The sequence below is a fragment of the Pseudomonas sp. JL3 genome (assembly GCF_031570575.1).
Classification (GTDB): Bacteria; Pseudomonadota; Gammaproteobacteria; order Pseudomonadales; family Pseudomonadaceae; genus Aquipseudomonas; species Aquipseudomonas cucumis.
The window spans coordinates 412,879-438,894 of sequence record NZ_JAKWJK010000002.1 but is presented as its reverse complement, the minus strand read 5'-3'; the positions used below and the strand labels follow the sequence as shown (position 1 = coordinate 438,894).

The 26,016-nt window shown below is 58.7% G+C and carries 34 protein-coding genes and 1 pseudogene; 9 read left to right on the top strand and 26 right to left on the bottom strand.

Annotated elements, in window-relative coordinates:
- Positions 1-70 precede the first annotated feature (70 nt).
- The gene (locus tag MMG91_RS05400) at positions 71-763 is read left to right on the top strand and encodes an SOS response-associated peptidase family protein (RefSeq protein WP_310659079.1); all 693 of its coding nucleotides are present in this window, start codon (positions 71-73) and stop codon (positions 761-763) included.
- A gap of 157 nt (positions 764-920) precedes the next feature.
- Positions 921-1,337, top strand: coding sequence for a CBS domain-containing protein (locus MMG91_RS05395; RefSeq protein ID WP_305445923.1), 417 nt, complete (start codon positions 921-923; stop codon positions 1,335-1,337).
- A gap of 186 nt (positions 1,338-1,523) precedes the next feature.
- Here MMG91_RS05395 and MMG91_RS05390 read toward each other — a convergent pair whose 3' ends face one another.
- The 3 genes from MMG91_RS05390 to MMG91_RS05380 form a co-directional block, all read right to left on the bottom strand.
- Complete coding sequence (locus MMG91_RS05390; protein ID WP_305445924.1) at positions 1,524-1,778, bottom strand: hypothetical protein; 255 nt, start codon at positions 1,776-1,778, stop codon at positions 1,524-1,526.
- A 489-nt stretch (positions 1,779-2,267) separates the two neighbouring features.
- The gene (locus tag MMG91_RS05385) at positions 2,268-2,465 is read right to left on the bottom strand and encodes a hypothetical protein (RefSeq protein ID WP_305445925.1); all 198 of its coding nucleotides are present in this window, start codon (positions 2,463-2,465) and stop codon (positions 2,268-2,270) included.
- The gene (locus tag MMG91_RS05380; RefSeq protein WP_305445926.1) at positions 2,462-2,656 is read right to left on the bottom strand and encodes a hypothetical protein; all 195 of its coding nucleotides are present in this window, start codon (positions 2,654-2,656) and stop codon (positions 2,462-2,464) included. Before MMG91_RS05380 ends, MMG91_RS05385 begins: the two co-directional genes overlap by 4 nt.
- A 183-nt stretch (positions 2,657-2,839) precedes the next feature.
- On the opposite strand from MMG91_RS05380, the gene MMG91_RS05375 reads away from it, so the two are divergent.
- Positions 2,840-3,034, top strand: coding sequence for a hypothetical protein (locus MMG91_RS05375; protein ID WP_305445927.1), 195 nt, complete (start codon positions 2,840-2,842; stop codon positions 3,032-3,034).
- Between the two features lie 252 nt (positions 3,035-3,286).
- Here MMG91_RS05375 and MMG91_RS05370 read toward each other — a convergent pair whose 3' ends face one another.
- From MMG91_RS05370 to MMG91_RS05355, 4 genes are all read right to left on the bottom strand, one after another.
- A complete protein-coding gene (locus MMG91_RS05370; protein ID WP_305445928.1) occupies positions 3,287-3,517 on the bottom strand; it encodes a hypothetical protein in 231 nt (76 codons plus the stop codon).
- A gap of 110 nt (positions 3,518-3,627) precedes the next feature.
- On the bottom strand, positions 3,628-3,963 hold the full coding sequence (locus MMG91_RS05365; RefSeq protein ID WP_305445929.1) for a hypothetical protein: 336 nt from the start codon (positions 3,961-3,963) through the stop codon (positions 3,628-3,630).
- Positions 3,964-4,037: 74 nt separating this feature from the next.
- Positions 4,038-4,274, bottom strand: coding sequence for a hypothetical protein (locus tag MMG91_RS05360; RefSeq protein ID WP_305445930.1), 237 nt, complete (start codon positions 4,272-4,274; stop codon positions 4,038-4,040).
- A gap of 102 nt (positions 4,275-4,376) precedes the next feature.
- Positions 4,377-5,603: an RtcB family protein gene (locus MMG91_RS05355; protein ID WP_310658971.1), complete on the bottom strand. Its 1,227-nt coding sequence runs from the start codon at positions 5,601-5,603 to the stop codon at positions 4,377-4,379.
- Between the two features lie 91 nt (positions 5,604-5,694).
- Here MMG91_RS05355 and MMG91_RS05350 point away from each other — a divergent pair, with 91 nt between their 5' ends.
- On the top strand, positions 5,695-5,934 hold the full coding sequence (locus MMG91_RS05350) for a hypothetical protein (protein WP_253549002.1): 240 nt from the start codon (positions 5,695-5,697) through the stop codon (positions 5,932-5,934).
- A gap of 54 nt (positions 5,935-5,988) precedes the next feature.
- Here the strand turns inward: MMG91_RS05350 and MMG91_RS05345 are convergent, their stop codons facing one another.
- The gene (locus MMG91_RS05345; protein ID WP_305445932.1) at positions 5,989-6,207 is read right to left on the bottom strand and encodes a DUF2188 domain-containing protein; all 219 of its coding nucleotides are present in this window, start codon (positions 6,205-6,207) and stop codon (positions 5,989-5,991) included.
- 221 nt (positions 6,208-6,428) lie between these two features.
- Here MMG91_RS05345 and MMG91_RS05340 point away from each other — a divergent pair, with 221 nt between their 5' ends.
- On the top strand, positions 6,429-6,791 hold the full coding sequence (locus tag MMG91_RS05340; protein ID WP_310658970.1) for an NUDIX hydrolase: 363 nt from the start codon (positions 6,429-6,431) through the stop codon (positions 6,789-6,791).
- Positions 6,792-6,812: 21 nt separating this feature from the next.
- On the opposite strand, the gene MMG91_RS05335 is transcribed toward MMG91_RS05340, so the two are convergent.
- The 8 genes from MMG91_RS05335 to MMG91_RS05300 all read right to left on the bottom strand — a co-directional run bounded on the left by MMG91_RS05335 (position 6,813) and on the right by MMG91_RS05300 (position 14,237).
- Positions 6,813-7,586, bottom strand: coding sequence for a 1,6-dihydroxycyclohexa-2,4-diene-1-carboxylate dehydrogenase (locus MMG91_RS05335; RefSeq protein ID WP_310658969.1), 774 nt, complete (start codon positions 7,584-7,586; stop codon positions 6,813-6,815).
- 24 nt (positions 7,587-7,610) lie between these two features.
- Entirely contained in the window at positions 7,611-8,624 is a 1,014-nt protein-coding gene (benC, locus tag MMG91_RS05330) for a benzoate 1,2-dioxygenase electron transfer component BenC (RefSeq protein ID WP_310658968.1), read from the bottom strand.
- 10 nt (positions 8,625-8,634) lie between these two features.
- Complete coding sequence (benB, locus tag MMG91_RS05325; RefSeq protein ID WP_007941543.1) at positions 8,635-9,123, bottom strand: benzoate 1,2-dioxygenase small subunit; 489 nt, start codon at positions 9,121-9,123, stop codon at positions 8,635-8,637.
- Positions 9,120-10,484: a benzoate 1,2-dioxygenase large subunit gene (gene benA / locus MMG91_RS05320; protein ID WP_310658967.1), complete on the bottom strand. Its 1,365-nt coding sequence runs from the start codon at positions 10,482-10,484 to the stop codon at positions 9,120-9,122. The genes benB and benA overlap by 4 nt, the downstream gene beginning before the upstream one ends.
- A gap of 244 nt (positions 10,485-10,728) precedes the next feature.
- Complete coding sequence (locus MMG91_RS05315) at positions 10,729-11,688, bottom strand: AraC family transcriptional regulator (protein WP_310658966.1); 960 nt, start codon at positions 11,686-11,688, stop codon at positions 10,729-10,731.
- Between the two features lie 118 nt (positions 11,689-11,806).
- Entirely contained in the window at positions 11,807-12,736 is a 930-nt protein-coding gene (catA, locus tag MMG91_RS05310) for a catechol 1,2-dioxygenase (protein WP_305445938.1), read from the bottom strand.
- A 51-nt stretch (positions 12,737-12,787) separates the two neighbouring features.
- Positions 12,788-13,078, bottom strand: coding sequence for a muconolactone Delta-isomerase (catC, locus tag MMG91_RS05305; protein ID WP_007936026.1), 291 nt, complete (start codon positions 13,076-13,078; stop codon positions 12,788-12,790).
- A 10-nt stretch (positions 13,079-13,088) separates the two neighbouring features.
- Positions 13,089-14,237 carry a muconate cycloisomerase family protein gene (locus MMG91_RS05300; protein ID WP_310658965.1) on the bottom strand — a complete coding sequence of 383 codons (1,149 nt, stop codon included), beginning with the start codon at positions 14,235-14,237 and terminating at the stop codon, positions 13,089-13,091.
- A gap of 130 nt (positions 14,238-14,367) precedes the next feature.
- On the opposite strand from MMG91_RS05300, the gene MMG91_RS05295 reads away from it, so the two are divergent.
- A complete protein-coding gene (locus MMG91_RS05295; RefSeq protein ID WP_310658964.1) occupies positions 14,368-15,258 on the top strand; it encodes a LysR family transcriptional regulator in 891 nt (296 codons plus the stop codon).
- On the opposite strand, the gene MMG91_RS05290 is transcribed toward MMG91_RS05295, so the two are convergent.
- The 5 genes from MMG91_RS05290 to MMG91_RS05270 form a co-directional block, all read right to left on the bottom strand.
- The gene (locus MMG91_RS05290) at positions 15,255-15,506 is read right to left on the bottom strand and encodes a DUF1652 domain-containing protein (protein WP_305449820.1); all 252 of its coding nucleotides are present in this window, start codon (positions 15,504-15,506) and stop codon (positions 15,255-15,257) included. The two genes, MMG91_RS05295 and MMG91_RS05290, sit on opposite strands and share 4 nt — an antisense overlap.
- Before the next feature lie 136 nt (positions 15,507-15,642).
- On the bottom strand, positions 15,643-16,542 hold the full coding sequence (locus MMG91_RS05285; RefSeq protein WP_310658963.1) for a polysaccharide deacetylase family protein: 900 nt from the start codon (positions 16,540-16,542) through the stop codon (positions 15,643-15,645).
- Positions 16,543-16,809: 267 nt separating this feature from the next.
- On the bottom strand, positions 16,810-16,968 hold the full coding sequence (locus tag MMG91_RS05280; RefSeq protein WP_310658962.1) for a hypothetical protein: 159 nt from the start codon (positions 16,966-16,968) through the stop codon (positions 16,810-16,812).
- Between the two features lie 68 nt (positions 16,969-17,036).
- On the bottom strand, positions 17,037-17,348 hold the full coding sequence (locus MMG91_RS05275; protein WP_162830927.1) for an AzlD domain-containing protein: 312 nt from the start codon (positions 17,346-17,348) through the stop codon (positions 17,037-17,039).
- A complete protein-coding gene (locus MMG91_RS05270) occupies positions 17,348-18,046 on the bottom strand; it encodes an AzlC family ABC transporter permease (RefSeq protein WP_032830637.1) in 699 nt (232 codons plus the stop codon). The genes MMG91_RS05275 and MMG91_RS05270 overlap by 1 nt, the downstream gene beginning before the upstream one ends.
- A 136-nt stretch (positions 18,047-18,182) precedes the next feature.
- Here MMG91_RS05270 and MMG91_RS05265 point away from each other — a divergent pair, with 136 nt between their 5' ends.
- Positions 18,183-18,569 (top strand): DUF2784 domain-containing protein, encoded by a 387-nt coding sequence (locus MMG91_RS05265; RefSeq protein WP_310658961.1) that lies wholly within the window; start codon positions 18,183-18,185, stop codon positions 18,567-18,569.
- Between the two features lie 15 nt (positions 18,570-18,584).
- Here the strand turns inward: MMG91_RS05265 and MMG91_RS05260 are convergent, their stop codons facing one another.
- Positions 18,585-20,159 carry a sensor domain-containing diguanylate cyclase gene (locus MMG91_RS05260; protein WP_310658960.1) on the bottom strand — a complete coding sequence of 525 codons (1,575 nt, stop codon included), beginning with the start codon at positions 20,157-20,159 and terminating at the stop codon, positions 18,585-18,587.
- 151 nt (positions 20,160-20,310) lie between these two features.
- Entirely contained in the window at positions 20,311-20,838 is a 528-nt protein-coding gene (locus MMG91_RS05255; protein WP_305506870.1) for a DUF3087 family protein, read from the bottom strand.
- A 225-nt stretch (positions 20,839-21,063) separates the two neighbouring features.
- Here MMG91_RS05255 and ppnN point away from each other — a divergent pair, with 225 nt between their 5' ends.
- Positions 21,064-22,437 (top strand): nucleotide 5'-monophosphate nucleosidase PpnN, encoded by a 1,374-nt coding sequence (gene ppnN, locus MMG91_RS05250; protein ID WP_305445945.1) that lies wholly within the window; start codon positions 21,064-21,066, stop codon positions 22,435-22,437.
- A gap of 146 nt (positions 22,438-22,583) precedes the next feature.
- Here ppnN and MMG91_RS05245 read toward each other — a convergent pair.
- From MMG91_RS05245 to MMG91_RS05235, 3 genes and pseudogenes are all read right to left on the bottom strand, one after another.
- A pseudogene (locus MMG91_RS05245) lies at positions 22,584-22,721 on the bottom strand (DUF6124 family protein); the annotation flags it as partial.
- Between the two features lie 43 nt (positions 22,722-22,764).
- Positions 22,765-24,207, bottom strand: a complete 1,443-nt coding sequence (locus MMG91_RS05240; RefSeq protein ID WP_310658959.1) for an FAD/NAD(P)-binding protein — start codon at positions 24,205-24,207, stop codon at positions 22,765-22,767.
- Positions 24,208-24,269: 62 nt separating this feature from the next.
- Positions 24,270-24,833, bottom strand: a complete 564-nt coding sequence (locus tag MMG91_RS05235; protein WP_310658958.1) for a helix-turn-helix domain-containing protein — start codon at positions 24,831-24,833, stop codon at positions 24,270-24,272.
- Between MMG91_RS05235 and MMG91_RS05230 the strand changes: the two genes are divergently transcribed.
- A complete protein-coding gene (locus tag MMG91_RS05230; protein WP_310658957.1) occupies positions 24,828-25,856 on the top strand; it encodes a DMT family transporter in 1,029 nt (342 codons plus the stop codon). The genes MMG91_RS05235 and MMG91_RS05230 overlap by 6 nt on opposite strands.
- Positions 25,857-26,016: the final 160 nt, after the last annotated feature.

The following is a 26,016-nucleotide window of genomic DNA, read 5'->3' as shown; positions in this document are numbered from 1 at the left end:
GCAGCGGGTTGCGAACACGATCATCTTGAAACTATTGTCTAAGCTTAAGCTTCAGCATGAGGGCTTAGCCATGTGCGGACGACTTTCGCAGTATCGAGGTGTTCATGAGTTCGTGGCGGCGCTGAGCATGCCCAACGCCTTGGTCAACAATGCTGGCGATCAGCCGCTCGAGTTCTACAATGCCGCGCCGTCGACTCAGCTCGCCCTCTTCCACGAGGAAAGCGGCATGCTGCACGCCGACAGGGTTCGTTGGGGCTGGCGACCGCGCTGGGCCAAGGATCACGCAACACCGATCAATGCCAGGGTTGAGAAAGTCGCCCACGACCCATTCTTCAAGGAGATATGGCCGCACCGGGCAATTATTGCCATCGACAACTGGTTTGAATGGGTTTACGAGGGCGGTCCGAAAAAACAACCTTACCTGATCCGTCGCAAGGATTACGCGCCGATCCTGTGCGCCGCCATTGGTCAGTATCCAAGGTACGAAAAGGAGCCGGATGAGCATGACGGCTTCGTGATCATCACCGCGGACAGCGAGGGCGGCATGGTGGATATTCACGACCGGCGGCCAGTGACGCTCAATCCCGAACTGGCCCGGGAATGGCTTGATCCGTACACGCCCAAGGAGCGTGCCGAACAGATAATCCTGCAGCAACGCGAACCTTGCGATGCCTTCGAATGGTTCAAAGTGGACGTGGCTGTGGGCAATGTGAGGAACCAGGGCTCAGAACTGATAGAGCCTGTCGCCGGCCTGCGCACATGACCCGCCCGCTCAGACTCACCCTGCCTGTACGAATCCCCAGTGACGCCCCGCTACCATGACGAGTGGGGATAAAACAATCTGAACCCGCCCTTCACCTCCCAGTCGAAAAAATTGGCAGCCCTTAATCACTGAAGCATCCCTTTAAAGGAGTTTTTTCATGAAGATTTCGGAAGTCATGACGAAAGATGTTTTAACAGCCAAACCAAATCAGTCGATCCAGGAGGCCGCGAACATGATGGCCAGGATCGATAGCGGCGCCATCATGGTTGAGGAGCAAGAGCGTCTGGTTGGCATGATCACTGACCGGGATATAACCATTAGAGCCGTAGCCGAAGGGCTCACTGGCAACACCCCCATCAGTAAAATAATGACGGGCGGCATCCGTTATTGCTTTGAGGATGAAGACATAGAACAGGTCGCAAAAAACATGGCGGACGTGCAACTGCGTCGCCTGCCCGTGCTCAACCGAGACAAGCGTCTGGTTGGCGTCGTATCACTGGGGAACATCGCCAGCACTCGATCTCAATCCGCTGCTGCTACGGTTTTGCGCGGAGTGGCACAGGCTCATCATTGACCGGGCCGCTTAGCGTTCATCAGGATTAAAGCTCGCATGGATCTGGCACGCTCGCCTGGCCTGAAATATTCCTTGCAGAATCGGATTTCCAGGCCAGGCGAGTCTTTCTGTAAACATACACCGGGGAAGCTCACCACCCGGCTCGCCGAGATAGCCTCCCTCCAACCCGGTGCGTCTTGCGAAAAGTCAGTTTGGCTCGACGAGCAGGTCTTTGTCCTCCGCGCCTAGCGCCGGCTCTTGATCTTCCAACTTGTCGGTTTCACGCTTCTTTTTCAGTCGGGCTCGAGCGCGCTCGGTGTCATAGGTTTTTCCTTCAGCCAAGGCATCCAGGGTTGATGAAATCCGATAGAAACCACCGCACGGTTCGCAATGAATGCGCAAGCCGCCCCCGAATGAAAGATCTTCCAGCGCACTAGTGTTTCCACACAGCGGACAGTGCATAGCCACCTCCTGATTATTCAGTTAGCCGCTTTCAGCCCGCCATAAATGCTGACAACCTGGGTAGGCGCGATGACGAATAGCGGGGCATGTTGATATCGACAAGGGCTATCCATGGAGGTTGCTTATTTTCTTGTCGATAGATCGAGCAATGCCTGCGTGAGCTGAGCCCCTGTCGGAGCTGCCGAAGGCTGCTCCGACTTTAAAGCCAGAACTGACTAATCCGAAGTCAGCGGCTGCCTGGAACGGCTCAGCGCGATGACCGACCTCTCCCCGGTGTCGCGATGCAACAAGGAAACGTTGTAATCGTAGGTAGATATCAACGGCACCGGATCGTCATTGCGTGACATCTCAAGCCATCGTCTTGTGCGTTCGATGTCAAAGAACTCGTTCTTGCGTTTCATTTTCGCAACAAGGTTCGCCGAGACCTTGTAGCGTCCACATCCGGCCGGGCATTTGACTTCTGACCAGTCTCCAGTCGCGTGAACAGTGTTAGCGGCTGCCTGACAGATTAAGCACTTCATGTTCGATCTCCATATCCATGAACTTCCAACTGTAGACGATCCGCGACCAAGGGGCGTTCACCTGGCAGAAAACCCGATCATCCGTCGCGCCGACCGCCACGACCGCTTGGCCAGAATCGATCGTCGAAACGTAAAGAGCCCAGCGCAATGGCTGGGCTCCGGTCATCTTCTATTCTCAAGCATTTTGTCGGCGAGCGCTTTAGCCCTTTGGATCAGCAAATTCTGCCTGTCTTCGTGGGTGGCTTCTCCAACCACCGGTGCCGTCAGATGGCTTTCGGCAATCAACGCGGCACAGAAGTATTGATCCCAAACAGCGCTTTGCTCCGACACCTGTTTCTTCATTTGGTCGGCGATCATATGCGGCTCCTTTTGATGAGGTAGCACCGCCAGTTTACGCTCGAATCGCGAACAACCCGCGTTGCTTGAGATAATCGGCAGCTCATCGCGTTCACTGGCGACAAGTCGTTTCCTCAACTAGGATTTTTAGCGCACAGGACTTCGCCCACTGTGTCGTCGGGCGATTCATCAAAGGAGAGATAGATGACATCTACTCGTGATTCCGAGCAAACCTATCGAGCATGGTCGAACCCCATCTTGCTTGAGCTCAAGGAGAGAGAACATCAGCTAAGCCCTTCGGCACGCCAGGCGCTGCAAAATGTCCTGGTAGAGAGAAGGATTCTAAATACCGGAAACCCTTCTGGTAGAGATCGTCGCAAGGCTGATCCGGCTTGGTGAGTCCCAGGCATCAATAGCTTTCATACCCCCCGCTGCTGGCGCCTTGCCGGCAGCGTGCTCATCAGCAATCATCAGATTCCAGACAAAAAAAAGCCCAGGCAGCTGATGGACGCCTGGGCTTTAAAAATGCATAAACCGTGGTGGTGAACGCCGGGCAATATTACCCAATTGCTCGACTTGTAACAAGATGTTCTGATTCACCATCCAGTTACTAAATCTCCTAACTCATTAAATATCCACACTATTTTTAAGTCATCTACTGACCGTTCCGTCACTGACACCTTCGTTTACCGCGGAAAAAGCTCCTCGCGCATCGCGCACCAGTTCACGCCATTCAGCATTATTGATGAGCCCGGCTCCTTCCATTTCATCCGCAGCCGTCAGCAGTTTGTCGTAGTGTTCTTCACAATCCATCCCGGCCTCCGGTTCTCTCAAAAGCCGGTACCAGGCATCAAGGGCTGCCTTCTTTCGATCATCATTCATAATCAAACTCCCATGGACTGTCAGCTCTTGGAAGTTGATTCAGGAATGACCGTTCCTCGGTTCCGACATACGGCGGCTACCGACATCCAAAAACAGGAACGAAGCGAGCGTTACAAACAATCCCGGACGGCCTGGCGCAGCGACCCGGATTTGGCCCACGGTGGTCCCTGGTAAAGCGAGACTCGGCTGCCGTCCTTCGATTTCACGATATCCAGAATTTCGTCAGCGGTGATGATGCTCGGTGCGGTGATCCGGTAGCCGTTGGAAATCGCCGATTGCGTCGATCCAGGAATGTCCTGACGCCATAATGGCAGTACACACGCGGCATACTCCTTGGGCGCCTTCTCGCTGTACTTGCTGACATTGGGCTCGCCGGGCACCACGGATGCGGGTAGTGAACAGCCCGCCAACACAGCCACCGCTATTCCCGCCATCAACGTGCGCATAACGCTTCCCTATCCTGAAAAACGGGGAATGTAGCCTGTACTTGCGCAGACATCCAGCGGACAACCGACGATGTCTATAACGGGGCTTCGCCCTGCCCCGGCCCGGCCCCCGAGCCGGACTCGGGATACGATCTCGCGTTCAGATACGCCATCCACCGCTCATACGCTTCATGCTGCCATTTCGTGACCCGCTCCCATTCCGGACCGCTCAGCTGATGGGCCGAGATCAGTTTCATCATCTCCGTGGTTGCCGCATCCAGGTCAACGATCAGCTCATGTGCATGGTGTCTGAAATCATCGGTAGTCGTCATTTTGAAGATGGCCTCGCCCGAGCGAATAGATCATTACCTCAATACGACAGCAGAGCTGTTCACTCCGTTAATGTTCCCGACCAATGGAAGCACCTTCCATCACTATCCCTTCACACAGACCACCTGTCGCAAGGTGTGCAGCACTTCCACCAGATCACGCTGGGCGTACATGACTTTGTCTATATCCTTGTAAGCCATCGGAATCTCATCGATGACCGCTGCATCCTTGCGGCACTCCACATGAGCGGTCGCGCGGATCTGGTCTGCGACAGTGAAGGTATTTTTGGCTTTGGTGCGGCTCATGACACGACCGGCACCGTGGCTGCAGGAGCAGAACGATTGCTCGTTGCCGAGCCCCCGAACGATGAAGCTTTTGGCCCCCATGGAGCCGGGAATGATCCCCAGTTCGCCCTTCTTCGCCGACACCGCGCCCTTGCGGGTGACCAGGACCTCTTCACCGAAGTGCCGCTCTTTCTGCACGTAATTGTGGTGACAGTTCACGGCCTCCAGCGCGACCTCGAAAGGTTTTCGAATCACTTGCCGCGCTGCCTGAATCACCGCCTGCATCATCAACGCCCGGTTCTGTCGGGCGAAGTCCTGAGCCCAGCCCACCGCTTCGACGTAGTCGTCGAAATGCCGGCTGCCTTCCTTGAAATAGGCCAGATCGCGGTCCGGCAGATTGGTAATGTGCTGACGCATGTCCGCCTGGGCCAATTGAATGAACAGGGTCCCTATGGCATTGCCAACGCCGCGAGAACCGCTGTGCAGCATGAACCAGACGCGGTTGGCCTCGTCCAGGCAGACCTCGATGAAGTGATTACCGGTACCGAGGGTGCCCAGGTGATGGCGGTTGTTGGTACTGGCAAGTTTCGGGTACTTGTCGGTGATCGCCTTGAACCGTGAGCTCAGCGCTGCCCAGGCTTGATCGGCTTGCTGTGGAACGTGATTCCAGGCGCCTTCATCGCGCCGGCCATGGCTCAACGTGCGGCCATGGGGCACGGCCTTTTCGATGGCGCTGCGCAGGCCGTGCAGGTTGTCTGGCAAGTCGGCGGCGGTCAGTGAAGTGCGCGCGGCAATCATGCCGCAGCCGATGTCCACCCCCACGGCCGCCGGAATGATCGCGCCTATGGTTGGGATCACACTGCCGATGGTGGACCCTTTGCCCAGATGCACATCCGGCATCACCGCCAGGTGCCTGAAGATGAACGGCATTTTCGCGATATTGATCAATTGCTGCCGGGCTTCGCTTTCAACCGGCACACCCTCGGTCCAGAGTTTGATCGGCTTGCCGTTGGCGACTTCCAGCAGTTGGTAGACAGGTTGTTGCATGGTTTCGACTCTCGTGCGATCAGACGAACATAACGCTCCAGACAGGTAAATGGGACTACTATTTCGTAGCGGGGAATTGCAGGAGGTCATCATGTGGCTTAACGAATATGAACAGCAACTTCGGCGCGACCTGCAAGGTGTAGCCTCGGACCTGAGGTGGTCAGCGGTAGAGCTTTTGCGCATCGCTGAGCAGTTGCGCCTGGCCGGCAATGATGTGGACGCAGAGGCCACGCTAAGGCTGTGCGCGCTATTCCAGGGCGATGAAGAGCGATTGGCGGGCTATGCCGAGGAAGTAAAGGCAAAAGCCATCAGCCGAACGAAAGCTCACTAGAGAACGCTGCCATGAACAAATCAAAAGCCCCGGCGAACCGGGGCTTCAAGCGCGCTATTTGTCTGATTTCTGGCTTTCTGATTTGTGGCTACGCGACGCTTTGCCCGACCGGGCTCTGTAGGCGGGAAGCGCAGCCGCATAAGCCAGTGCTTCCTCTCTGCTGCCAAAGGCTCCAAGCCGGTCACCTTTGGTGCACACCCGCCAGGGGCCGTTGTTCACGCTGAGTACGTCATAGCCGTTCATGTGCATTTTAGTCAGCATCGGAACGCTCATAGTCACCTCCATTTTGGCAGTGATAGTCCTGGATCGACTCGACTACCTTACACCCGACCTTCACTGAAGTGCCAACCAGACGTCGCGTCAGGATTCCGGCATTTCATTGCACTTTCAGCCGCCCTGTCGACTCCAACCCTTGAAGCAGACACTTCTGCGGATTTCGGTCTGAATATTGCATTTTTATGACTGTTTTGTGACAAGCGGCAGTCGGGTAACCCATGAAAGTACGTGCAACCGTCATTTGCGAGCAGGACCGGCATATTCTCCTGGTGCGTAAACCCAGGTGTCGCTGGACCTTGCCCGGCGGAAAAGTCGAGCCTGGCGAAACCGCTGCGGGCGCAGCCATGCGAGAGCTCTATGAAGAAACAGGGCTTGAGGTCGATGACATGCTGTACCTGATGGAATGGCAAACGACCAGCACCCGGCACCATGTGTACGAGGCGTCGGTCGTCAACCTGACAGAGGCTCGGCCACGGAATGAAATCTTTGACTGCATCTGGTACCCGCTGGACACGGTACAGAACCTGAACACAAGCGACGCCACGCTCAGAATCGTCAAAGCGTTTCAGCGTCGTTTGTAGGTCACAGGTATTAACAGCCGCTCAGCCCGGATCGCCGCCACCGACCGGCATGATCATGCCGGTGATGTAGGAGGCTTCGTCGCTGGCCAGAAACAGAATAGCGCTTGCCTGCTCATCCAGCGTGCCATAGCGCTTCATCAAACTGCTGTCGAGGGTCTGGTCGACAATCTGCTGATACCAGAGCTTTTCCTGAGCGCTCAGTTCCATGGTATTGCGCGGGATCAGCCGTGGCGGCGCCTCGGTGCCACCGGGGGCGGTCGCGTTGACCCGCACGCCACGACCGGCCGTTTCGAACGCCAGGCAAGCGGTCAGTGCATTGACCCCGCCTTTCGCCGCACCGTAAGGCACACGATTGACGCTACGGGTCGCAATGGACGAAACGTTGACGATGGCGCCGCTTTCTTGTTCAAGCATGAACGGCAGCGCCGCATGACAACACCATAGTGTAGGGAACAACGAACGGCGCACTTCGGCCTCGATCTGCGCCTCTTCATAGTGCTCGAAAGGTTTGGCCCAGATCGTGCCGCCAACATTGTTGACCAGCACATCGAGGCGATCAAAACGTTCGACAGCGGTGCGCATCACACGGCTGCATTCGCTGTATTGCTCAAGGTCGGCGGTCAGGGCAAGCACCTGGCTACGCTGCCCCAATTCCTTTTGGAGTTCGAACACCAGATCGGAGCGGTCCACCAGAATCAACCGCGCACCTTCGGCGGCCATGCGCTCAGCCACGCGCCGACCGATGCCCTGGGCGGCACCGGTGATCAGCGCGATTTTTTCGTGGAATCTGTTCATGTCTCTCTCCCACAACAGCGCGGCTCAAGCCGCGCTGGCGGCAAATTTCTCGTAGTAGAAGTTCGCAGGCGCTATGCCTTGCTCGCGGATGAACTGGCTGACTGCTTCGACCATCGGCGGCGGGCCGCACAGGTAGACGTCGACGTCGCCATCGTTCAAATGCCGTGGCTCGATGTGTTGGGTCACGTAGCCCTTGAGCGGGTGCCGACTGTCGGGGTTGGCCACGCAGGCGCTGAAGCTGAAGTTCGGGATGCGTGCTGCGAAGGCTTCAAGTCGGTCGAGCTCCACCAGATCGAAGTCGTTGGTCACGCCGTAGATCAAATGCAGCGGATGCTCGCTGCCCTGCTCGGCGATTTTTTCCAGCATCGCGGTGAACGGCGCCAGACCGGTGCCACCGGCCAACAGCAACAATGGACGGCGGATGTCGCGCAAATAGAAGCTGCCCAACGGTCCGGCCAGGCTCATGCTGTCGCCGGCCTTGGCCATGCCGGTGAGGAAACTGCTCATCAAGCCGCCGGGTACGTTGCGAATCAGAAAACTCACCTCGCCGTCACGCTGTAACGAGCTGAACGAGTAGGCCCGAGTCTGCTCGCTGCCGGGAACCCCGAGGTTCACATACTGCCCCGGCAGAAACGCCAGTTTGCTCAGGGCTTCGCCCTTGATCGACAGCGCGATGGTGCTGTCGGACAACTGACGCACGGCGCTGATGGTCGCGTCGTAGCTGGCCTGACGGGTGCGGCAAACATCCGATGAAACCGGCACCCGCACCACGCAATCGCTCTGCGCCCGCATCTGGCAGGTCAGGACAAAACCCTGCTGCGCCTCGTCGGCGCTGAGGGCGTCTTCGATGTAGTCCTCGCCCAAGTCATAGCGGCCAGCCTCGGCGAAACATTTGCAGGTGCCGCAGGCGCCGTCGCGGCAATCCAGTGGAATATTGATGCCCTGGCGATACGCGGCATCGGCCACGGTTTCGCCAGCATTGGCGTCGATGAATCGGGTGACGCCGTCTTCGAAATTGAACGCAATGGAATGAGTCATGACGGCCGCCTCAGAGGTGGTAAACATCGATGACCTGGCGAACGTAGTCGTTCTTCAGGATCACTTTCTTGGCCTTGATCTGCGTGTTTTCACCGCGCACATCGAGGGTGTAGAAACTGCTGCCGAAATAGCTGTCGACGGTCTTGTAGCGAAAGCTCAGGGTGTGCCAGTTGAAGCGCACCTTGCACAGCCCGTCGGCCTGTTCGATCAGTTCGATATTGCTGAGATTGTGCGAGGTGCGGGTGTCCGGCACGCTAGCGCTGGAACGTTCGGTCTTGATGCGGAAGATGCGGTCTTCCAGGCCCGTGCGGTTGCCGTACCAGATCAGCGAGATTTCCCGCTGCGGGTCTTCGGTCAGCTCGTCGTTGTCGTCCCAGGACGGCATCCAGAAGGTGGCGTCCGGCGCGTACAACTCCAGCCAGTCGTCCCATTGTTTGTCGTCGAGGTAGCGTGCTTCACGGTAGAGAAAATCGCGCACCGCGTCATAAGTAATGGTCATTGCACAGCCTCCACTGCAATCAGTGCGGACTGTTCAGCGGCCAACGCCTTGAGCATCGTTTGCTGCCAATACTTGTGTTGCAGCACAAACAGGCCTTCGTCTTCGGTACGCACGCCGCTGAGCAGCGGGTGCAGGTCGATCTCTTTAGCCGCATCATCCGCGCCTTCCACCCAATGTTCGGCGCCACGGGACATATCGTTCCAGGCGGCGACGCTGCCCTGGTAACCCGTCTGGCAGGAGCGAAACTCTTCCAGATCATCCGGGGTCGCCATACCGCTGACGTTGAAGAAATCCTCGTACTGACGAATCCGGCTCGAACGGGCGTGGTCGCTTTCGCCTTTGGGGGCGATGCAATAAATGGTGATTTCGGTGCGGTTGACCGAGATCGGCCGGGCGATGCGGATCTGCGAACTGAACTGGTCCATCAGGTACACGTTCGGGTACAGGCACAGGTTGCGCGAGTTCTCGATCATCCAGTCGGCGCGGGCCTTGCCGAAATCCTGGGCGAGCTCATCGCGACGTTCGTACAGCGGACGATCTTCAGGGTTGGCCCAACGGGTCCAGAGCAGCATGTGGCCCTTGTCGAAGGAATAGAAACCACCGCCCTGCTTGGCCCAGCTGCCGGCGCTCATGGTCGGGTTGCAATCGCCGGCTTCTCGCTGTTTGCGCTGGTTCTGGGTCGCGGCGTAGTTCCAGTGCACGGAACTGACGTGATAACCATCGGCACCGTTTTCGGCGGTGAGTTTCCAGTTGCCTTCGTAGATGTAGCTGGAGGAGCCACGCAACACTTCCAGGCCATCGGCGGACTGATCGACAATCATGTCGATGATCTTTGCCGACTCGCCAAGGTGCTCGACCAGCGGCACCACATCAGCCTTGAGGCTACCGAACAGGAAACCGCGATAGGACTCGAAACGCGCGACTTTGGTCAGGTCGTGGGAGCCTTCGCAGTTGAAGCTCGCCGGGTAGCCGGCCGATGCCGGGTCCTTGACCTTGAGCAGCTTGCCGGAGTTGTTGAAGGTCCAGCCGTGGAAGGGGCAGGTGTACGTGCTTTTGTTGCCGGTTTTGTGCCGGCAGAGCATCGCGCCACGGTGACTGCACGCATTGATAAAGGCGTTCAACTCACCGTCCTTGTTGCGCGCGATGAAGATCGACTGGCGCCCCATGGTGGTGGTGTAGAAATCGTTGTTGTTGGGGATCTGGCTTTCGTGCGCCAGGTACAGCCAGTTGCCTTCAAAGATGTGTTCCATCTCGAGGTCGAACAGCTGCGGATCGGTGAACATCTCACGCTTGCAGCGATAGATGCCCTGCTCAGGGTCTTCTTCAAGCAGGGAGTGAAGGTATTCAGGTCGCAGGGTCATGGCCGCCGCCTCCATTGTTTTTATTCAGGCAGGGCCATGCTAGGACGAGGAGATGGGGCGGACTATCCGCGGGGTGCAGACCTGTATCCGTTTTGTGCAGCAGGTGATGATCGTTCCCTCGCTCTGCGTGGGAATGCAGCCCGGGACGCTCTGCGTCCCAAAAGCGGACGCGGAGCGTCCGTTGAGGCATTCCCACGCGGGAGCGTGGGAACGATCAAATAACGGTGGGGGTGCGTTTGCGAGGTCAGTGGCGGCGTTTGAGGGTGTCCGATGGCAATTCGCCGAACTGTTTGCGGTAGCTGTCGGAGAACCGGCCCAGATGCAGAAAGCCGTAATCCATGGCCACTTCCGTGACGTTGCGCACGTTGCAGGTCGGGTCGCTCAGGTTGGCGTGAATACGTTCGAGCTTTTTCTGCCGGATGTAGTTTTTCGGCGTGTCCCCCGCGTTGCGTTCGAACAACCCATACAGCGAACGCAGGCTCATTCGCGCCTGGCGTGCCAGTTCTTCGCTGTCGATGTCCTGCTTGAGGTTGCAGGCGATGTAATCGACCAGCGCCTCGAACGTGGCCGAGGGTGAGCCGGGATCAGTGCGCATGACGTTGGTTTTCATCAGGCCAAGCATCTTGCTGACAACGATTTGCGCATAGTGCTCCTGCACGCGAGGAATCTGCTCGGTGGCTTCCGCCTCCTGGCAAATCATCGCCAGCAGACCGACGAAACCTTCCAGTTCATTGAGCTGATAACGGTTCTCCAGAAACCGTATGCCCTGCCCCGGATACCGCCAGCGCTGCTCTTCACACACCGACTCCAGCAGCCGCGTGGGGACTTTCAGGATGAATTTTTCGCAATCACTGGAATAGGTCAGATCCACCGGATCGTCGGGGTTGATCAGCAGTAATTCGCCAGGCGCGAAGTAATGCTCCTGACCATGGCCACGCCACAGGCAGTTGCCGCGCAGCAGCACTTGCAAGTGATAGATGCTGTCCAGCGCATGGGACATAACCCGCACGCTCGCGCCGTAACTGATGCGGCACAGGTCGAGGCTGGCGAATTTGCGATGATCGAGGCTGGCCAGCGGTCGGCCGACCCTGGGCATCTGGAGGCAATGATTGCCGACATGCTGATTGACGTAGCCTGATACCGCGTAAGGGTCGGCGTGGTCGAAGACTCTGCTGCGATGACTCAACAATTGCGCTTGCATCATCGGATCACTCTCATTGTTATTGTTGATTGCGCCGCCATTCTAGTGTGCTGGCCGAAACACAGAAGGCCACGAGATAAACGGTCGGTTATCTCGTGGCCGGTTCGGCGGGTCGAGGGTATCAGTCCTCGAGCGCGCGAACCCGTTCGTGGCGTTGCTGCTCCTCAGGCTGGGCAGACGACTGCAGCGTGAAGTCGAAATCGATTTCAGCAAAACGACCGCTCACGCCATGGGCCGCCGCACGCTGCGGATCATCGCTGAAGGTGATTTTGGCGATCAGCTCATCACGGGTGGCATAGGCGAAATCGTCATGCAGGTACTGATCGCCGTCGAGGTTGATCTGGGTGGTCAGGTGGCGATGATCCGCTGCCGAAATAAAGAAGTGAATGTGCGCCGGACGCTGACCATGACGACCCAGTTGATCGAGCAATTGCTGGGTCGGACCGTCCGGCGGGCAACCATAGCCCGACGGCACGATGCTGCGAAAACGGTAGCGGCCCTCAGCATCGGTGACGATACGGCGACGCAGGTTGAATTCCGATTGAGTGGTATCGAAGTACGAATAAGTGCCGCCGGTGTTGGCGTGCCAGACATCCACCACCGCGCCGGCCAACGGTTCGCCAGCGGTATTCTTGACCTGGCCCTGCATGAACAGCACCACACCCGGATCGACGCCGTCATCCAGCCGCGCTTCGCCTTCCGACAGCGGCGCACCGGCCACATACAGCGGGCCTTCGATGGTCCGCGGTGTGCCGCCGGCTTTGCCGGCCTGCTCGTCTTCGGCGTCCATCAGCAGGTCGAGGTAATGCTCCAGACCGAGCCCGGCCACCACCAACCCGGCCTCTTGACGCGCACCCAGCACGTTGAGGTAGTTGACGGCTTTCCAGAACTCTTCCGGGGTCACGGCCAGGTCTTCGATGATGTTCACCGAATCCCGCAGGATGCGATAAACCAGCGCCTTGACTCGCGGATCGCCGGCGTCATTGAGCAGACCGCTGGCCTCTTCGAGAAACTTCTGGACACTGGCAGTGTGGGAAATCTTGACGTTCATGGTGGTTCCTCATCTTGTAATTATTAGCGTAGCGAACTGAACAGGCTGGGTTCAGCGGTCATCCTCGCGAATGGAAGAAGGATGCCGGCACAGCGCGTTGACCTCGATCGCCATGTACGGGTACAGCGGCAATTGCATCAGCAGGTCGTGCAGTTCCTGAACGCTGTCGACATCGAACACGCTGTAATTGGCATAGAGCCCGGCGATGCGCCACAGATGACGCCACTTGCCTTGCTCTTGCAGACGCTGGGCCAGGGCTTTTTCGTCGGCCTTGAGCTGAGCGGCGCGTTCCGGGTTCATGTCGACCGGTAAATTCACCGTCATTTTTACGTGAAACAGCATGATGCCCTCCTCAGGCTTGATGAACGGCAGTGGATGTCTTGTCCCTACGGAAAAACGCCAGGCGCTCTTCATCCAGAACAAGGCCCAGCCCCGGTGTTTGCGGGACGTGCAGTTGGAAATCGCGGTAGACCAATGGCTCGCTGAGGATGTCTTCGGTGAGCAGCAGCGGGCCGAACAATTCGGTGTCCCAGCCCAGTGTGTTCAGCGTGACGAAGGCATGGGCCGAGGCCAGCGTGCCGATACCGCCTTCAAGCATGGTGCCGCCATACAGGCCAATCCCGGCCGCCTCGGCAATCGCGGCGGTTCGCAGCACGGCGCGTGGGCCGCCGTTCTTGGCGATTTTCAGGGCAAACACCGAAGCCGCGCCCTCCCGCGCCAGGTTGAAGGCATCTTCCACGCACTCGATGGATTCATCGGCCATGATCGGCGCCGGGCTCACGGTATTCAGGCGCACCATGCCGGCGCGGTTATTGCGCGAGATCGGTTGTTCGATCAGGTCGATGCCGTTGGTTCCGAGGATACGGCAGGCGCGCAACGCGACCGCTTCGTCCCAGGCCTGATTGACATCAACCCGCACGCTGGCGCGATCGCCCAGCGCCTTTTTGATTGCAATGACGTGGGCCAGGTCGCGGTTGACCTCGCCGGCGCCGATTTTCAGCTTGAAGATCCGATGGCGACGCAGGTCGAGCATTTTTTCCGCTTCGGCGATGTCCTTGGCGGTGTCGCCGCTGGCCAGGGTCCAGGCCACCGGCAGCGCATCGCGAACGCGGCCGCCCAGCAGTTCGCTGACTGGCAGGCCGAGGCGCTTGCCCTGGGCGTCGAGCAAGGCACTTTCGATACCCGATTTGGCGAAGGTGTTGCCACGAATGCTGCGCTCCAGGCGCAACATCGCAGCATTCACATTGCCGCTGTCCTGGCCAAGCAGCAATGGCGCGAAGTGTTTGTCGATGTTGGTCTTGATGCTGTCCGGGCTTTCGTTGCCATAGGCCAGACCGCCAATGGTGGTCGACTCACCGACCCCTTCAATGCCGTCGGCACAGCGCACACGAATGATCACCAGGGTCTGGTTCTGCATGGTGTGCATCGCCAGCTTGTGCGGGCGAATGGTCGGCAGATCGACGATGATCGTCTCGATCGATTCAATGGCTGTTGCAAGCATGTCGCGATACCCGTCAGGTTCTTAAAGTTCTGGAACCGATTCTGGTACGGCTTTTTTCGGGAAGCCAATATAGAATTGGTCTGACTCGATACCTTAAAGGTATTCAACAGATTAACGTTCGGAGGCCCCCATGGAACTGCGTCACCTGCGGTATTTTCAGGTGTTGGCTCAAACCCTCAACTTCACCCGCGCCGCCGAACTGCTGCACATCGCCCAACCGCCGCTGAGCCGACAGATCCAGCAGCTGGAAGACGAACTCGGGGTGCTTCTGCTGGAGCGCGGCCGACCGCTGAAGCTGACCGACGCCGGGCGGTTTTTCCATGAACATTCCACCGCCCTGCTCGAACAGTTGGCCAAGGTTTGCGACAACACACGGCGGATCGGGCTGGGCGAAAAGACCTGGCTGGGCATCGGCTTTGCGCCATCGACCCTCTATGGTGTGCTGCCGGAACTGATTCGCCGACTGCGCAGCGGTGAGCCGCTGGCGCTTGAGTTGGGGCTCTCGGAAATGACCACGTTGCAACAGGTTCAGGCGCTCAAGGCCGGGCGCATCGACATTGGTTTCGGACGAATCCGCATCGACGACCCAGCGATCATCCAGACGGTTTTGACTGAAGACCGGCTGGTCGCCGCCCTGCCCGCAGGCCATCCATTACTGGCCGGGCCCATCAGCCTTCGTGACCTGGCAAAAGAACCCTTCGTGCTCTACCCCGGCAACCCACGGCCCAGCTACGCCGACCACGTGATCGCGTTATTCGAATCCTGTGGCGTGCACATCAACGTGGCGCAATGGACCAATGAGCTGCAAACAGCGATCGGTCTGGTGGGTGCGGGAATCGGGGTGACGTTGGTGCCGGCCTCAGTGCAGTTGCTGCACCGCGACGATATTGGCTTCACCCCGGTGCTGGAAGACAACGCCACCTCGCCGATCATCCTCAGCAGGCGCGTGGGCGATGTATCGCCGGGGTTGAATCATTGTTTGCAGATGATCGATGAACTGCTCCCGCGTGACAGACCCTAGGCCATGACACCAGCGAGGGCTCTGCGTCCGGCGCGCATTTCGGTGCGAAGTTCGCCGATCAGGTTGGAAATATCGCGGACACTGGTCAACTCGTCGGGCGATACGCCGGTGATCAACAGTTCAATCCGCCCGGTAGTGCGATCGAAGACCTTGATCCGCAATGTTTCATCGCCATTCACGGTGCATTCGCAGGAGAGCGGTTTGAAACCGGACTCAACAATTTGGCAAAGCTGCGCAAGTTGAACCATGGCGAATACCTTCCCTGGATGGTTTCCCGATTGGATCCACTCAGCGTAGATCAACTTCAATAAACCCGCGCCAGCGAACGCTAACAATTAGTGTTAGCTACTTCTCACTTTGAACAGTTAATCGCCCCGACATCGCTCAGTGGGTATCTGCGCCCCACAACCAGTTCCAGATCCCTGGCAGCTCAACCGCCTCTGAACTGTCACGGACAGTACGCGCCATGGCCGCTCGCTGCAGCGCTGCCGTGTCGTCGTAAAACGCTTTCTGGGCCGTGACCAGACCGGTGGCACTGGCACTGTCGAGGAGGATTTGCAGATATTCGCGGGTATGCCGGGCGGTATAGCGATTCAGGTCGTGAAAGGTCACCACCACCGGAATCACCCCGTCCACCGCCGGCAACTCGCCAAGGGCAATGCGCTCGCGGACTTCGGACAGTTGCAGCAGCAGATTGGCCCGTCGACGGAGGCTGGCGTTGAAGCCCCAGATCTTGCCGTCATTGGCGCTCAGATCGGTCAGCAATACGTGCATGCCATGCTGTTGATAGGCGGCAAAGGTGCGCTTGTCGTAGTTCCAGAATGGTGGACGCACCAGGGTCGGCGAGGCTTGGGTAATCGCGGCGATGTCTGCGCTGCCATCAGTGAGCGACTGCTCCAGTTCTTGCGGGTCCAGCGAACGATGGTTGGTGTGGCGGCGCGTGGCCGTGTGGAAGCCCAATAGGTGACCTTCGGCATACTCGCGACGCATGATCTGTCGACCCGCTTCACTGCCGCCAGCGCGTGAGTCACGGGTCTGCACGAAGAACACGGCTTTAATGTCGGGTTGCAGCGGATTGCGCGCGAGGCTGTCGAGCACAGTGACGGTCGGGTTGTAAAAACCCGACGCGCTGGGCCCGTCGTCGAAGGTCAGCAGAAAGCGGATCGGCGCTTTCTCGTGCAAACGCTGTTGCGTCTGCGGCGTCATTTCAATGGGCGCAGCGATGCAGCCTAGCAGGCCGACTGCGATGGCGAATGCGGAGAAAATTTTGACCAACTGCTTCATGTTTTGCCTTGGACCAGACCTTGCGGTCCTCACGTTTAATGGCAAAAACCCCTCGCCCATTCATCCCTCGATCGGCCCGCAGATCACTGCAAGCCGAGGTTGGATAAGGGTACACAGTGTTTGGTTCCAGCGCTCGCTGTCGGACTCTGGTACCCGTCTGGCTGTTATGCCCCAAAAATCAAAAGATCGCAGCCTTCGGCAGCTCCTACATTAAATGGCGCAGGAGCTGCCGAAGGCTGCGATCTTTTGATTTTGATTACCAGCCGATCAGGGTTTCAACGGACGCTCCTGGTCACGGTCCGACAGTTCTTTACCGTCGTCAGGATGCTTCCAGTCCGGCGTCGAACGCCTCTGTCGCTCGAGTTCTTCCTCCGTCGGTTCATCGAGGTCCTCATCCGGGTCCGGACGCTTTGGTTCAGTGGCCATGTCCACCTCCCTTCCTTAAAAGATCAGTCATCTGTTTTTAAGCGTAGAACAGTTTCGGATGAGACGACTCAGAGCCACCACCGCAGCAAAAAGAAGAACCCCATGCTCAACAACATGCTCAGCAAGGTGTTGCGGGTGTAAAGCACCAGGCCCACGGCCACCAGCGAACTGATCAGATAGGGGTTGTCCCACTGCAAGTTCAACTGCTTGTCGGGCATGAACACGATCGGCCCGCAGATCGCGGTGAGCATGCCCGGTACCGCGAAACCGAGGAACTGCCGGGCATTGCTGCTCAAGCGCACCGGCAGTCGAGGCTCGAGAAATACGTAGCGGTTAAGGAATACCAGCAGGCCCATCCCGATAATCACAGCCCAAACCATCATGTGCGCCCCACGTAGAGTTTGTTGCAGATAAAGCCTGCGGTCATGCCTGCCAACCCCGACAACACCAGGGCCGAGCCCCATTGCCAATAACTGAACAGCACCGAACAAAACAGTGAGACCGCCACGCAGACCACCGTCGGAACGTTGCGCACCACTGGCGTGATCAAAGCGATAAAGGTCGCTGCGATGGAGAAGTCCAGCCCCAGGTGTTCAAGGCCCGGAATGCTGCTGCCCAGCACAATGCCCGCCAGGGTGAAGAGGTTCCAGGCGATGTAAAACGTCAGGCCCACACCCAGGGCATACCAACGATTGAACTGCTGTTTGTCATGCTGACTGGTCAGGGCGAACAATTCGTCGGTGAGCAAAAAGCCCAGTCCCACACGCCAGCGACCCGGCAACGGGGAAATCACCGAACGCATGCTCATCCCGTAAAGCAAATGCTGGGAGGTCAGCAACAACGTGGTCAACAGAATCGAAAAGACCCCGGCACCGCCCTTGAGCATGCCGATGGCGACCAATTGAGCCGCGCCGGCAAACACGATGCTCGACAGCCCCTGGCCTTGCAGCGGTGTGAGATTGGCCTCGATGGCCATGGAACCGGCCAGCAATCCCCAAGGCGCGGTCGCCAGGGATAACGGCATGATGGCCGCGGCACCGCGAAGGAATGCACTGCGCGGCATGAGTGAGTTGGACATAACGCTCTACAACCAGGGAAAGACCCCAGACTGTGCCAGCAGTCGCGGTGGATGGCTTGAACAATCTTGCGCACTTTTGGCGATCTTCCAGCACGAGTACCATGAAGTGACTCATATCATGCGTCAGGGAATCGACATGCTTTACCGAATCGCCGCCGACGGGTTGGTCCTGTCTCACTTGTTGTTCATTCTGTTCGTGCTGTTCGGCGGGCTGCTGGTGCTCAAATGGCACCATTTGGCCTGGTGGCACCTGCCTGCCGCTGCATGGGGCGTGATCGTGGAAGTTTTCCACCTGACGTGCCCACTGACCGATTGGGAAAACCTCATGCGCCATGCGGCCGGGCAAACCGGTTACGGCGGTGGTTTTATCGAGCATTACGTGTGGCCGATTATTTACCCGGCCGGGCTGACACCCACGATTCAGCTGGGGCTGGGCAGCGTGGTGCTGGCTATCAACGTGCTGATCTACCTGCGTCTGATCCGGTTATGGAAGCTGCGGCACCCGACTCGTTCAGGGCAGTAACCGGTCTGGTTGAGTTCAGTTGGCAATGACGCTCATGTTCCGGCCACTGGCCTTGGCCACATACAGCGCCTTGTCTGCTGCGCCGATCAAATCTTCGGGCTGGCTTTGCGCCGTCTGGTTGTAGGCACAAACCCCAAGACTGACCGTGACGATGCCTTCGGGACTGCCGATGTGCTTGATGTCGGTTTGCTGCACCGCGCGACGGATTTTTTCCGCCACCAGAAACGCCCCCACATAATCGGTGCCGGGCAGCACCACCGTAAACTCCTCGCCACCGAAGCGGGCAGCAAGATCGCCGGGGCGCTGGATGTTGTCGGTGATGATGGTGCTGATCTTTCGCAAACACTCATCGCCCGCCAGATGCCCATAGTGATCATTGAAACTCTTGAAGTGATCGACATCGATCATCAGCAACGCAAGGCTGGTGTGGGTACGTCTGGCGCGGCCCATTTCCGCCAGGATGAACACATCGAATTGCCGCCGGTTGGAGAGCCCGGTCAGTGCATCCTCCAGAGCCAGCAATTTAAGGCTGTGGTTCACCTCAATGAGTTTTTCCTGAGCCTCCAGCAATTCGTTCTGAATATTGTTCTGCTGCCTCATGAGACGAATCAGGCGATTACCGAGAACGCTCAGGAACCCCAGCAGCAATACGACGATGCCTGCGTTCAGGATTGACTCCCGCCGCCAGACGGCCAGGACTTCATCCTTGTCGAGCGCGGTAAAGACGACAAGCGGATAATCCTCGACCCGCCGAAACCCCACAACTCGCTCCACCCCGTCCATATAGGACTTGACCACGGCCGTACCGGAATCGCCCTTGGGCAACAGTTGGGTAAACAGCGGCCCATTGGCAACGCTGGTGCCCATCTCAGCGTCGTTGAACGGGCTGCGAACAACGATGGTGGCATCGTCGGCGATCAGGTTGATCACGCCGTTCCTGCCCATGTCGATGCCGGTGTACAGGTTCAGGAAATGGTTGAGATAGATCGTCGCCAGCGCCACGCCGGCAAACCGGCCATCGGCGTGATTGACCCTGCGCGACACGGTCATGATCCACTCACCGGTCGAGCGGCTTTTTATCGACGGACCGATATGAGGCCCCCGGTCGGGATGATCACGGTGGTAGATGAAATATTCACGGTCGGCGTTATTGGCATTGGGCAGCACAGCGTTATTGGAGTTGGCGAGCCAACGGCCTTCTTCGTCGTAAACGAACAGCCCGTGGATCTGCGCCAACTCACCGCGCTGGGCGTGGAGCAAACGTTGCAGTCTGGGAAATTTCTCCGGCTCCATGCCGTCGTTTTCGAGGCGATCCACCAAGGCAAACAGCAGCGTATCGGCTTGCTTGATCGAGGCCTGAGCCTGCGAGGCCAGGGTTTGCGCCAGGTTGGACATCGCCACTTCGCTGTCGCGCAAATGATACTGGCGCGAGTTCCAGCCTTCCACGATCACAATGGCCGTCAAGGACAGGCACACCGCAAGCAGAAAAGCCGCGTATCGAACCTTGAGCGTTGATTCAAGTTGCTCGGGTACCGAAGGCGCGGCAAGCCGAGTGTTTTCAATACGACCGTTGACGGACGGATGTCCCATGACGCTCCCTGAATCCCTTATGACATGGCGAATTTTCCTGTTCGCCCTTTTAACGCCGGCCAGCCGTGCCAGGCGCTCACACCACTATGACTCATCAACGAATACGATAGGTGATTTGCACGAAAACGCTCATCGAAATCATCCGTGCCTGTTACAGCGGCGCCTGCTTTATTGACTCAAGCCAGGCCGGATTCAATTGCGTTTGCTCAGTCTCGATACCCAGCGCCTCCATCCGCGCCTTGTGCTGGTCCATCTCACGGGTCAACTGGCTATGGTCACTGGAGTTGCCATCCAACTGATGCATCTGGCTCAGCCCCAGATGATAAAAGCGCAGCAGCTTCATGGCATTCGGATCGCCCTTCTCCACCGCTGCAGTCACCTGGTGCATGACGTTGGTGATGCTCATCAAGCTACGCTTGAGCTGCCAGCCGTACACCGCTGGCGCCATCCATGCCTGGGTCCAGAACTTGCCGCGCATCAGCGCCGCCATCAGCAACAACGCGGCAAATACGCCGCCCACGTTGAAACGCAGATTGTCGCCACCGGGCTCACCGAACAGCGCCACCGCCGCCGTGGACAGCAGCATCGCCAGCGCCAGGAACATCAGGGCGATGATCACCGTGCTGCGTCGCGTCTGGCGTCGATAGGTTTCGGCATTCATTGGCTGGATTTCGAACATCGCGACGGGGTTCCTTACATCAATGGGAAAGGCTCTGTGGCAAAAAGACTGCGGGGCATTATCGCCTCCCCGAAGGATTTAGCTATGCTGGGGCTCCTTTACATCTTTTCATCGTCAAACGGGGACATAGCGATACAGCGCAGTTCGTGCCATCTTCATCATGGATACACACTATTCGGATGCCATGCGCCTGCCGGCGGGTGACATCGTTTTAAGGATCATTGAATGACCCAACGACATGTAATCAACGCCTCAGTCAGCCCTAAAGGCAGCCTGGAAACACTGTCCCAACGTGAAGTACAGCAACTGAGCGAAGCCGGAACCGGCCTCACCTACACCTTATTCCGCCAGTGCGCCCTGGCCATCCTCAATACCGGCGCTCACGTCGATAACGCCAAGACCATTCTGGAAGCCTACAAAGACTTCGAAATCCGCATTCACCAGCAAGACCGTGGCGTACGCCTGGAACTGCTGAACGCCCCGGCCGACGCTTTTGTCGATGGCGAAATGATCGCCAGCACCCGGGAAATGCTCTTCAGTGCCCTGCGTGACATTGTCTACACCGAAAACGAACTCGACGCCTTGAGCATCGACCTGAGCACCTCCCAAGGTATCAGCGACTACGTCTTCCACCTGCTGCGCAACGCCCGCACCCTGCGCCCCGGTGTCGAACCGAAAATCGTGGTGTGCTGGGGCGGCCACTCGATCAATACCGAAGAATACAAATACACCAAGAAAGTCGGCCACGAACTCGGCCTGCGCAGCCTGGACATCTGCACCGGTTGCGGCCCGGGCGTGATGAAAGGCCCGATGAAAGGCGCGACCATCGCCCACGCCAAGCAGCGCATCCACGGTGGCCGCTACCTCGGTTTGACCGAGCCGGGGATCATCGCCGCCGAAGCACCGAACCCGATCGTCAACGAACTGGTGATCCTGCCGGACATCGAAAAACGCCTGGAAGCCTTCGTCCGCGTCGGCCACGGCATCATCATTTTCCCGGGGGGCGCGGGCACGGCCGAAGAGTTCCTGTACCTGCTCGGCATCCTGATGCACCCGGACAATGAAAGCCTGCCCTTCCCCGTGGTCCTCACCGGGCCGAAAAGCGCCGCGCCATACCTGGAACAGTTGCACGCCTTCGTTGGTGCGACCCTCGGTGCAGCCGCGCAGCAGCACTACGAAATCATCATCGACGACCCGGTGGAAGTGGCGCGGCAGATGACTCAGGGCCTCAAAGAGGTCAAACAGTTCCGTCGCGAGCGCAACGACGCGTTCCATTTCAACTGGCTGCTGAAGATCGACGAAGGCTTCCAGCGCCCGTTCGACCCGACCCACGCCAACATGGCCAACCTGCAATTGAGCCGCAACCTGCCATCCCACGAGCTGGCCGCCAACCTGCGCCGCGCGTTCTCCGGCATCGTCGCCGGCAACGTCAAGGACAAGGGCATCCGCCTGATCGAAGAACACGGGCCATACCAGATCCGTGGCGATGCCGCCGTCATGCAGCCGCTGGACAAACTGCTCAAAGCCTTCGTCGCCCAGCACCGGATGAAACTGCCGGGTGGCGCGGAGTATGTGCCGTGTTATCAGGTGGTGGCTTGATACGCAAAATCTGTAGTTAAAGATCATTCCCACGCTCTGCGTGGGAATGCCTCAACGGACGCTCTGCGTTCGGCTCTGGAAGGGACGCGGAGCGTCCCGGGCTGCATTCCCACGCGGAGCGTGGGAACGATCAATGATCATCCTCGCTAGCCTCGTGGATCGAGGTTATCCAGCACCCGGTTGACTGCCAACTCCCCGAGCATGACCACCTGTTGAATCCCCAACATCATGTTGCGATGTGGCATGTCCATCAATCCGGCGAACTCACTGAGCATTGGGCTGGCCTGCTCGCGATGAGGCCCAAAAGAACACCCTCAAAACCCAGGGTCAAACCACCGGACACATACCTGCCAACCGCACCGCCAACGCCTTGGCCTGGCTCGCCACATCAGTCACCGCCGTGCTCTCCCACCACATCCCGCGCAACGGTGGGCCCATGGCGAACAAGCGGCTGGCAACCTGCCCATCGGCGCTTAGCACCGCGCCGTCATCTGCGGCGGCAATGCCTAACGCCAATGGCCCCGGCCGCACCAGCCCGCGCGCCAATAGCTGCTGCGGCAATGGCCGAGCCACTCGCCGCCAGTCGTATTCGATGCCGCTGGAGTTGATCAGCGCCGCGCCGTGCACCACGCAGGTTTGCGTCTCGCCACGGCGACGGATGCGGATATTCACCCCGCCGACCGATGAAGGCTCCAACCCTTTGAACGATGCAGCATGAATCCGCAACCGCCGTTCCCCGTGCAGCCGCGCCACCAACTCGGCACTCAACGGCGGCGAGCGATGGTGATGGCTTTCCCACCACGGCCGCACATGCCGTACAAACTGCCGACGCTGCACATCCGTCGCCTGGCTCCACAACCGCCCGATGTGCGCCCGCACGGTGTCGAGTGGCGCTTGCCAGTCGATGCCCTGGGCGATGGCGTCGTGGCACTGCCGACGCAGTTCGCGCATCAGCTGACGCGGCGTGCGAATGCTGTGATCCTCGGCCAAGAAATCGGCCCAGGCCGGAGGCTGTCGCCGCACATGCGGCAGCAGCCCATGACGGGAAAACACTTCGATCGGCCCGCGATGCCCGGCCTGTTCCAGTGACACCACGGCATCGACCATGGTCAGTCCCGAGCCGATGATCAGCACCGTTGACTGCGGATCGAGCTGACGCATGGCGGTCACATCCCATGGGTCGAGCGCCGCTGCGTTCAAGCCGCTGGATTCGGTTTGCGGCGTGCGCGCGGCGGCGAACATGCCAGTGGCCAGCACCGCATAGGCGCCTTGCAAACGCTGGCCATCGTTCAAGGTCAGGCGCACCGAATCGATATCGGTCTGCACATCGACCACTTCCGCGCGCACATGCTCCACCGTCGAACCGTACCGCGCGCCCACCACCTGCGCCTCGGCCAAACGCTGCTGCACATAAACGCCAAACAGCCCGCGCGGCGGAAACAGCTCACTGATCGGTACATGCTGCTGATCCGACTCCGGCCAACCGCCGGCCGCAATGTACTCGGCCAGCCAGTGGGTCAAATCATCAGCGTTGTCAGGATCGATGCTCATCCGCGCCGCGTTGCCGTTGAGCGTATGGCCCAACTCCACCGCGCTGTACGCTTCGCCCCGACCAAGTTCGGCGCGAGGTTCGATCACCAGCACCTGACGCTTGCCCGGCAAACGCAACAACTGCGCCGCCAGCATCGCGCCGCTGAGGCCGCCGCCGATGATCAGGATGTCTGCGTGGCGGATGGCGGGAGTCAACTGTGCGCCTGGTGTTTCAGTCATGGCGTTCTCACGGATCCATTGAGGCGTATTTGCGCCACATTAGTAGTTTGCTCGGCGAACAGTCAGATCACCACATTACGCACAAACCGCGCCGCCACCGCCCCATCATTGCGATAGGAATGGGGTTGATTGCTGGCGAACATGAAGAACTCACCGGCCGCGATTTTCTGCAGTTGGTCGCCGAGCATCAGGGTCAGGCAGCCTTCGAACACATAGAGCTGTTCGCTCCAGCCTTCCGCATCCGGCTCCGAAGGGTAATGTTCGCCCGGTTCGAGGCGCCATTCCCACAGTTCAACTTCGCGGGTGGCGGTGGCTTTAGACAATAGCACCGCTTTACTGCCCGGGATGGTGCCAGCCCAGGCCAGTTCGTTGATGCGGCTCGGGTCGCGGGCATCCGGGGCCTGGATCAGATCGCTGAAGGCCACGTCCAGCGCTTCGGCCACGCGGTCGAGGGTGGTCAGGCTGACGTTCTTCTCGCCGGCCTCGATGGCCACCAGCATCCGGCGGCTGACCCCGGACTTTTCAGCCAGGGCGGTCTGGCTCATGTCGGCGGCGTGGCGCAGACGTCTAACGTTCTGGCTAACGTGCTGGAGAACCGACGCCCGCTGGGTGGAATCTTTGTGCACTATATTGCTCACTTGGTGGTGTTGCGCAGTATACTGCCCAACTTCCGGCGCATTGTGCGTCTCCCTCAGGTAGCGCGCAAGGTCATGACGTCGGTGAACTCCTCCCCTGCTTCCTCCCGTTTCTCACGGTTCAGCAAAGCTGAGTGCGTGTTGGTGCTGATCACCATGGTCTGGGGCGGGACCTTTTTGCTGGTGCAGCATGCAATGACCGTCAGCGGGCCGATGTTTTTCGTCGGCCTGCGTTTTGCCGCGGCAGCGATTATCGTTGCCCTGTTCTCCTGGCGTCATCTGCGCGAACTGACCCTGTTCGAACTCAAGGCCGGGGCGTTTATCGGCGTGGCGATCATGCTCGGTTACGGCTTGCAGACCGTGGGTTTGCAGACAATTCCCAGCAGTCAGTCGGCGTTTATTACCGCGCTGTATGTGCCGTTCGTGCCGTTGCTGCAATGGCTGGTGCTGGGTCGGCGGCCGGGCTTGATGCCAAGCATCGGGATCATGCTGGCCTTTACCGGGTTGATGCTGCTGTCGGGACCGGCCGGCGCTTCGTTCAATTTCAGCCCAGGTGAAATTGCCACATTGATCAGCGCCGTGGCGATTGCGGCGGAGATCATTCTGATCAGCACCTATGCCGGCCAGGTCGACGTGCGCCGGGTGACGGTGGTGCAACTGGCGGTGACTTCAGTGCTGGCGTTTCTGATGGTGGTGCCGACTCAGGAAGTGATTCCGGGGTTCTCCTGGTTATTGTTGTGCAGCGCATTGGGGCTGGGCGCGGCGAGTGCGGCGATTCAGGTGGCGATGAACTGGGCGCAGAAGAGTGTTTCGCCGACGCGGGCAACGCTCATCTATGCCGGGGAGCCGGTGTGGGCCGGGATTGTCGGGCGGATTGCCGGGGAACGGTTGCCGGCGATTGCGTTGGTGGGGGCGGGATTGATTGTGGCGGCGGTGATTGTCAGTGAGTTGAAGACCAAGGATAAAGCGGTTCTTGAGGTTGAGGACGATCTGGATCGCGAAGCCGAGCACTGATCGTTCCCACGCGGGAGTGTGGGAACGATCGATAGCGATCTGAAACAAGGAAAAACAGGAATTTTCCACGCACTTTGTAGGATTCTGCGACAGCTTGGCGTTTGGTGATCGGGGAGCTGGCACGTATGATGCTTCACAAACTTCCGCAGATTAGAAGCCT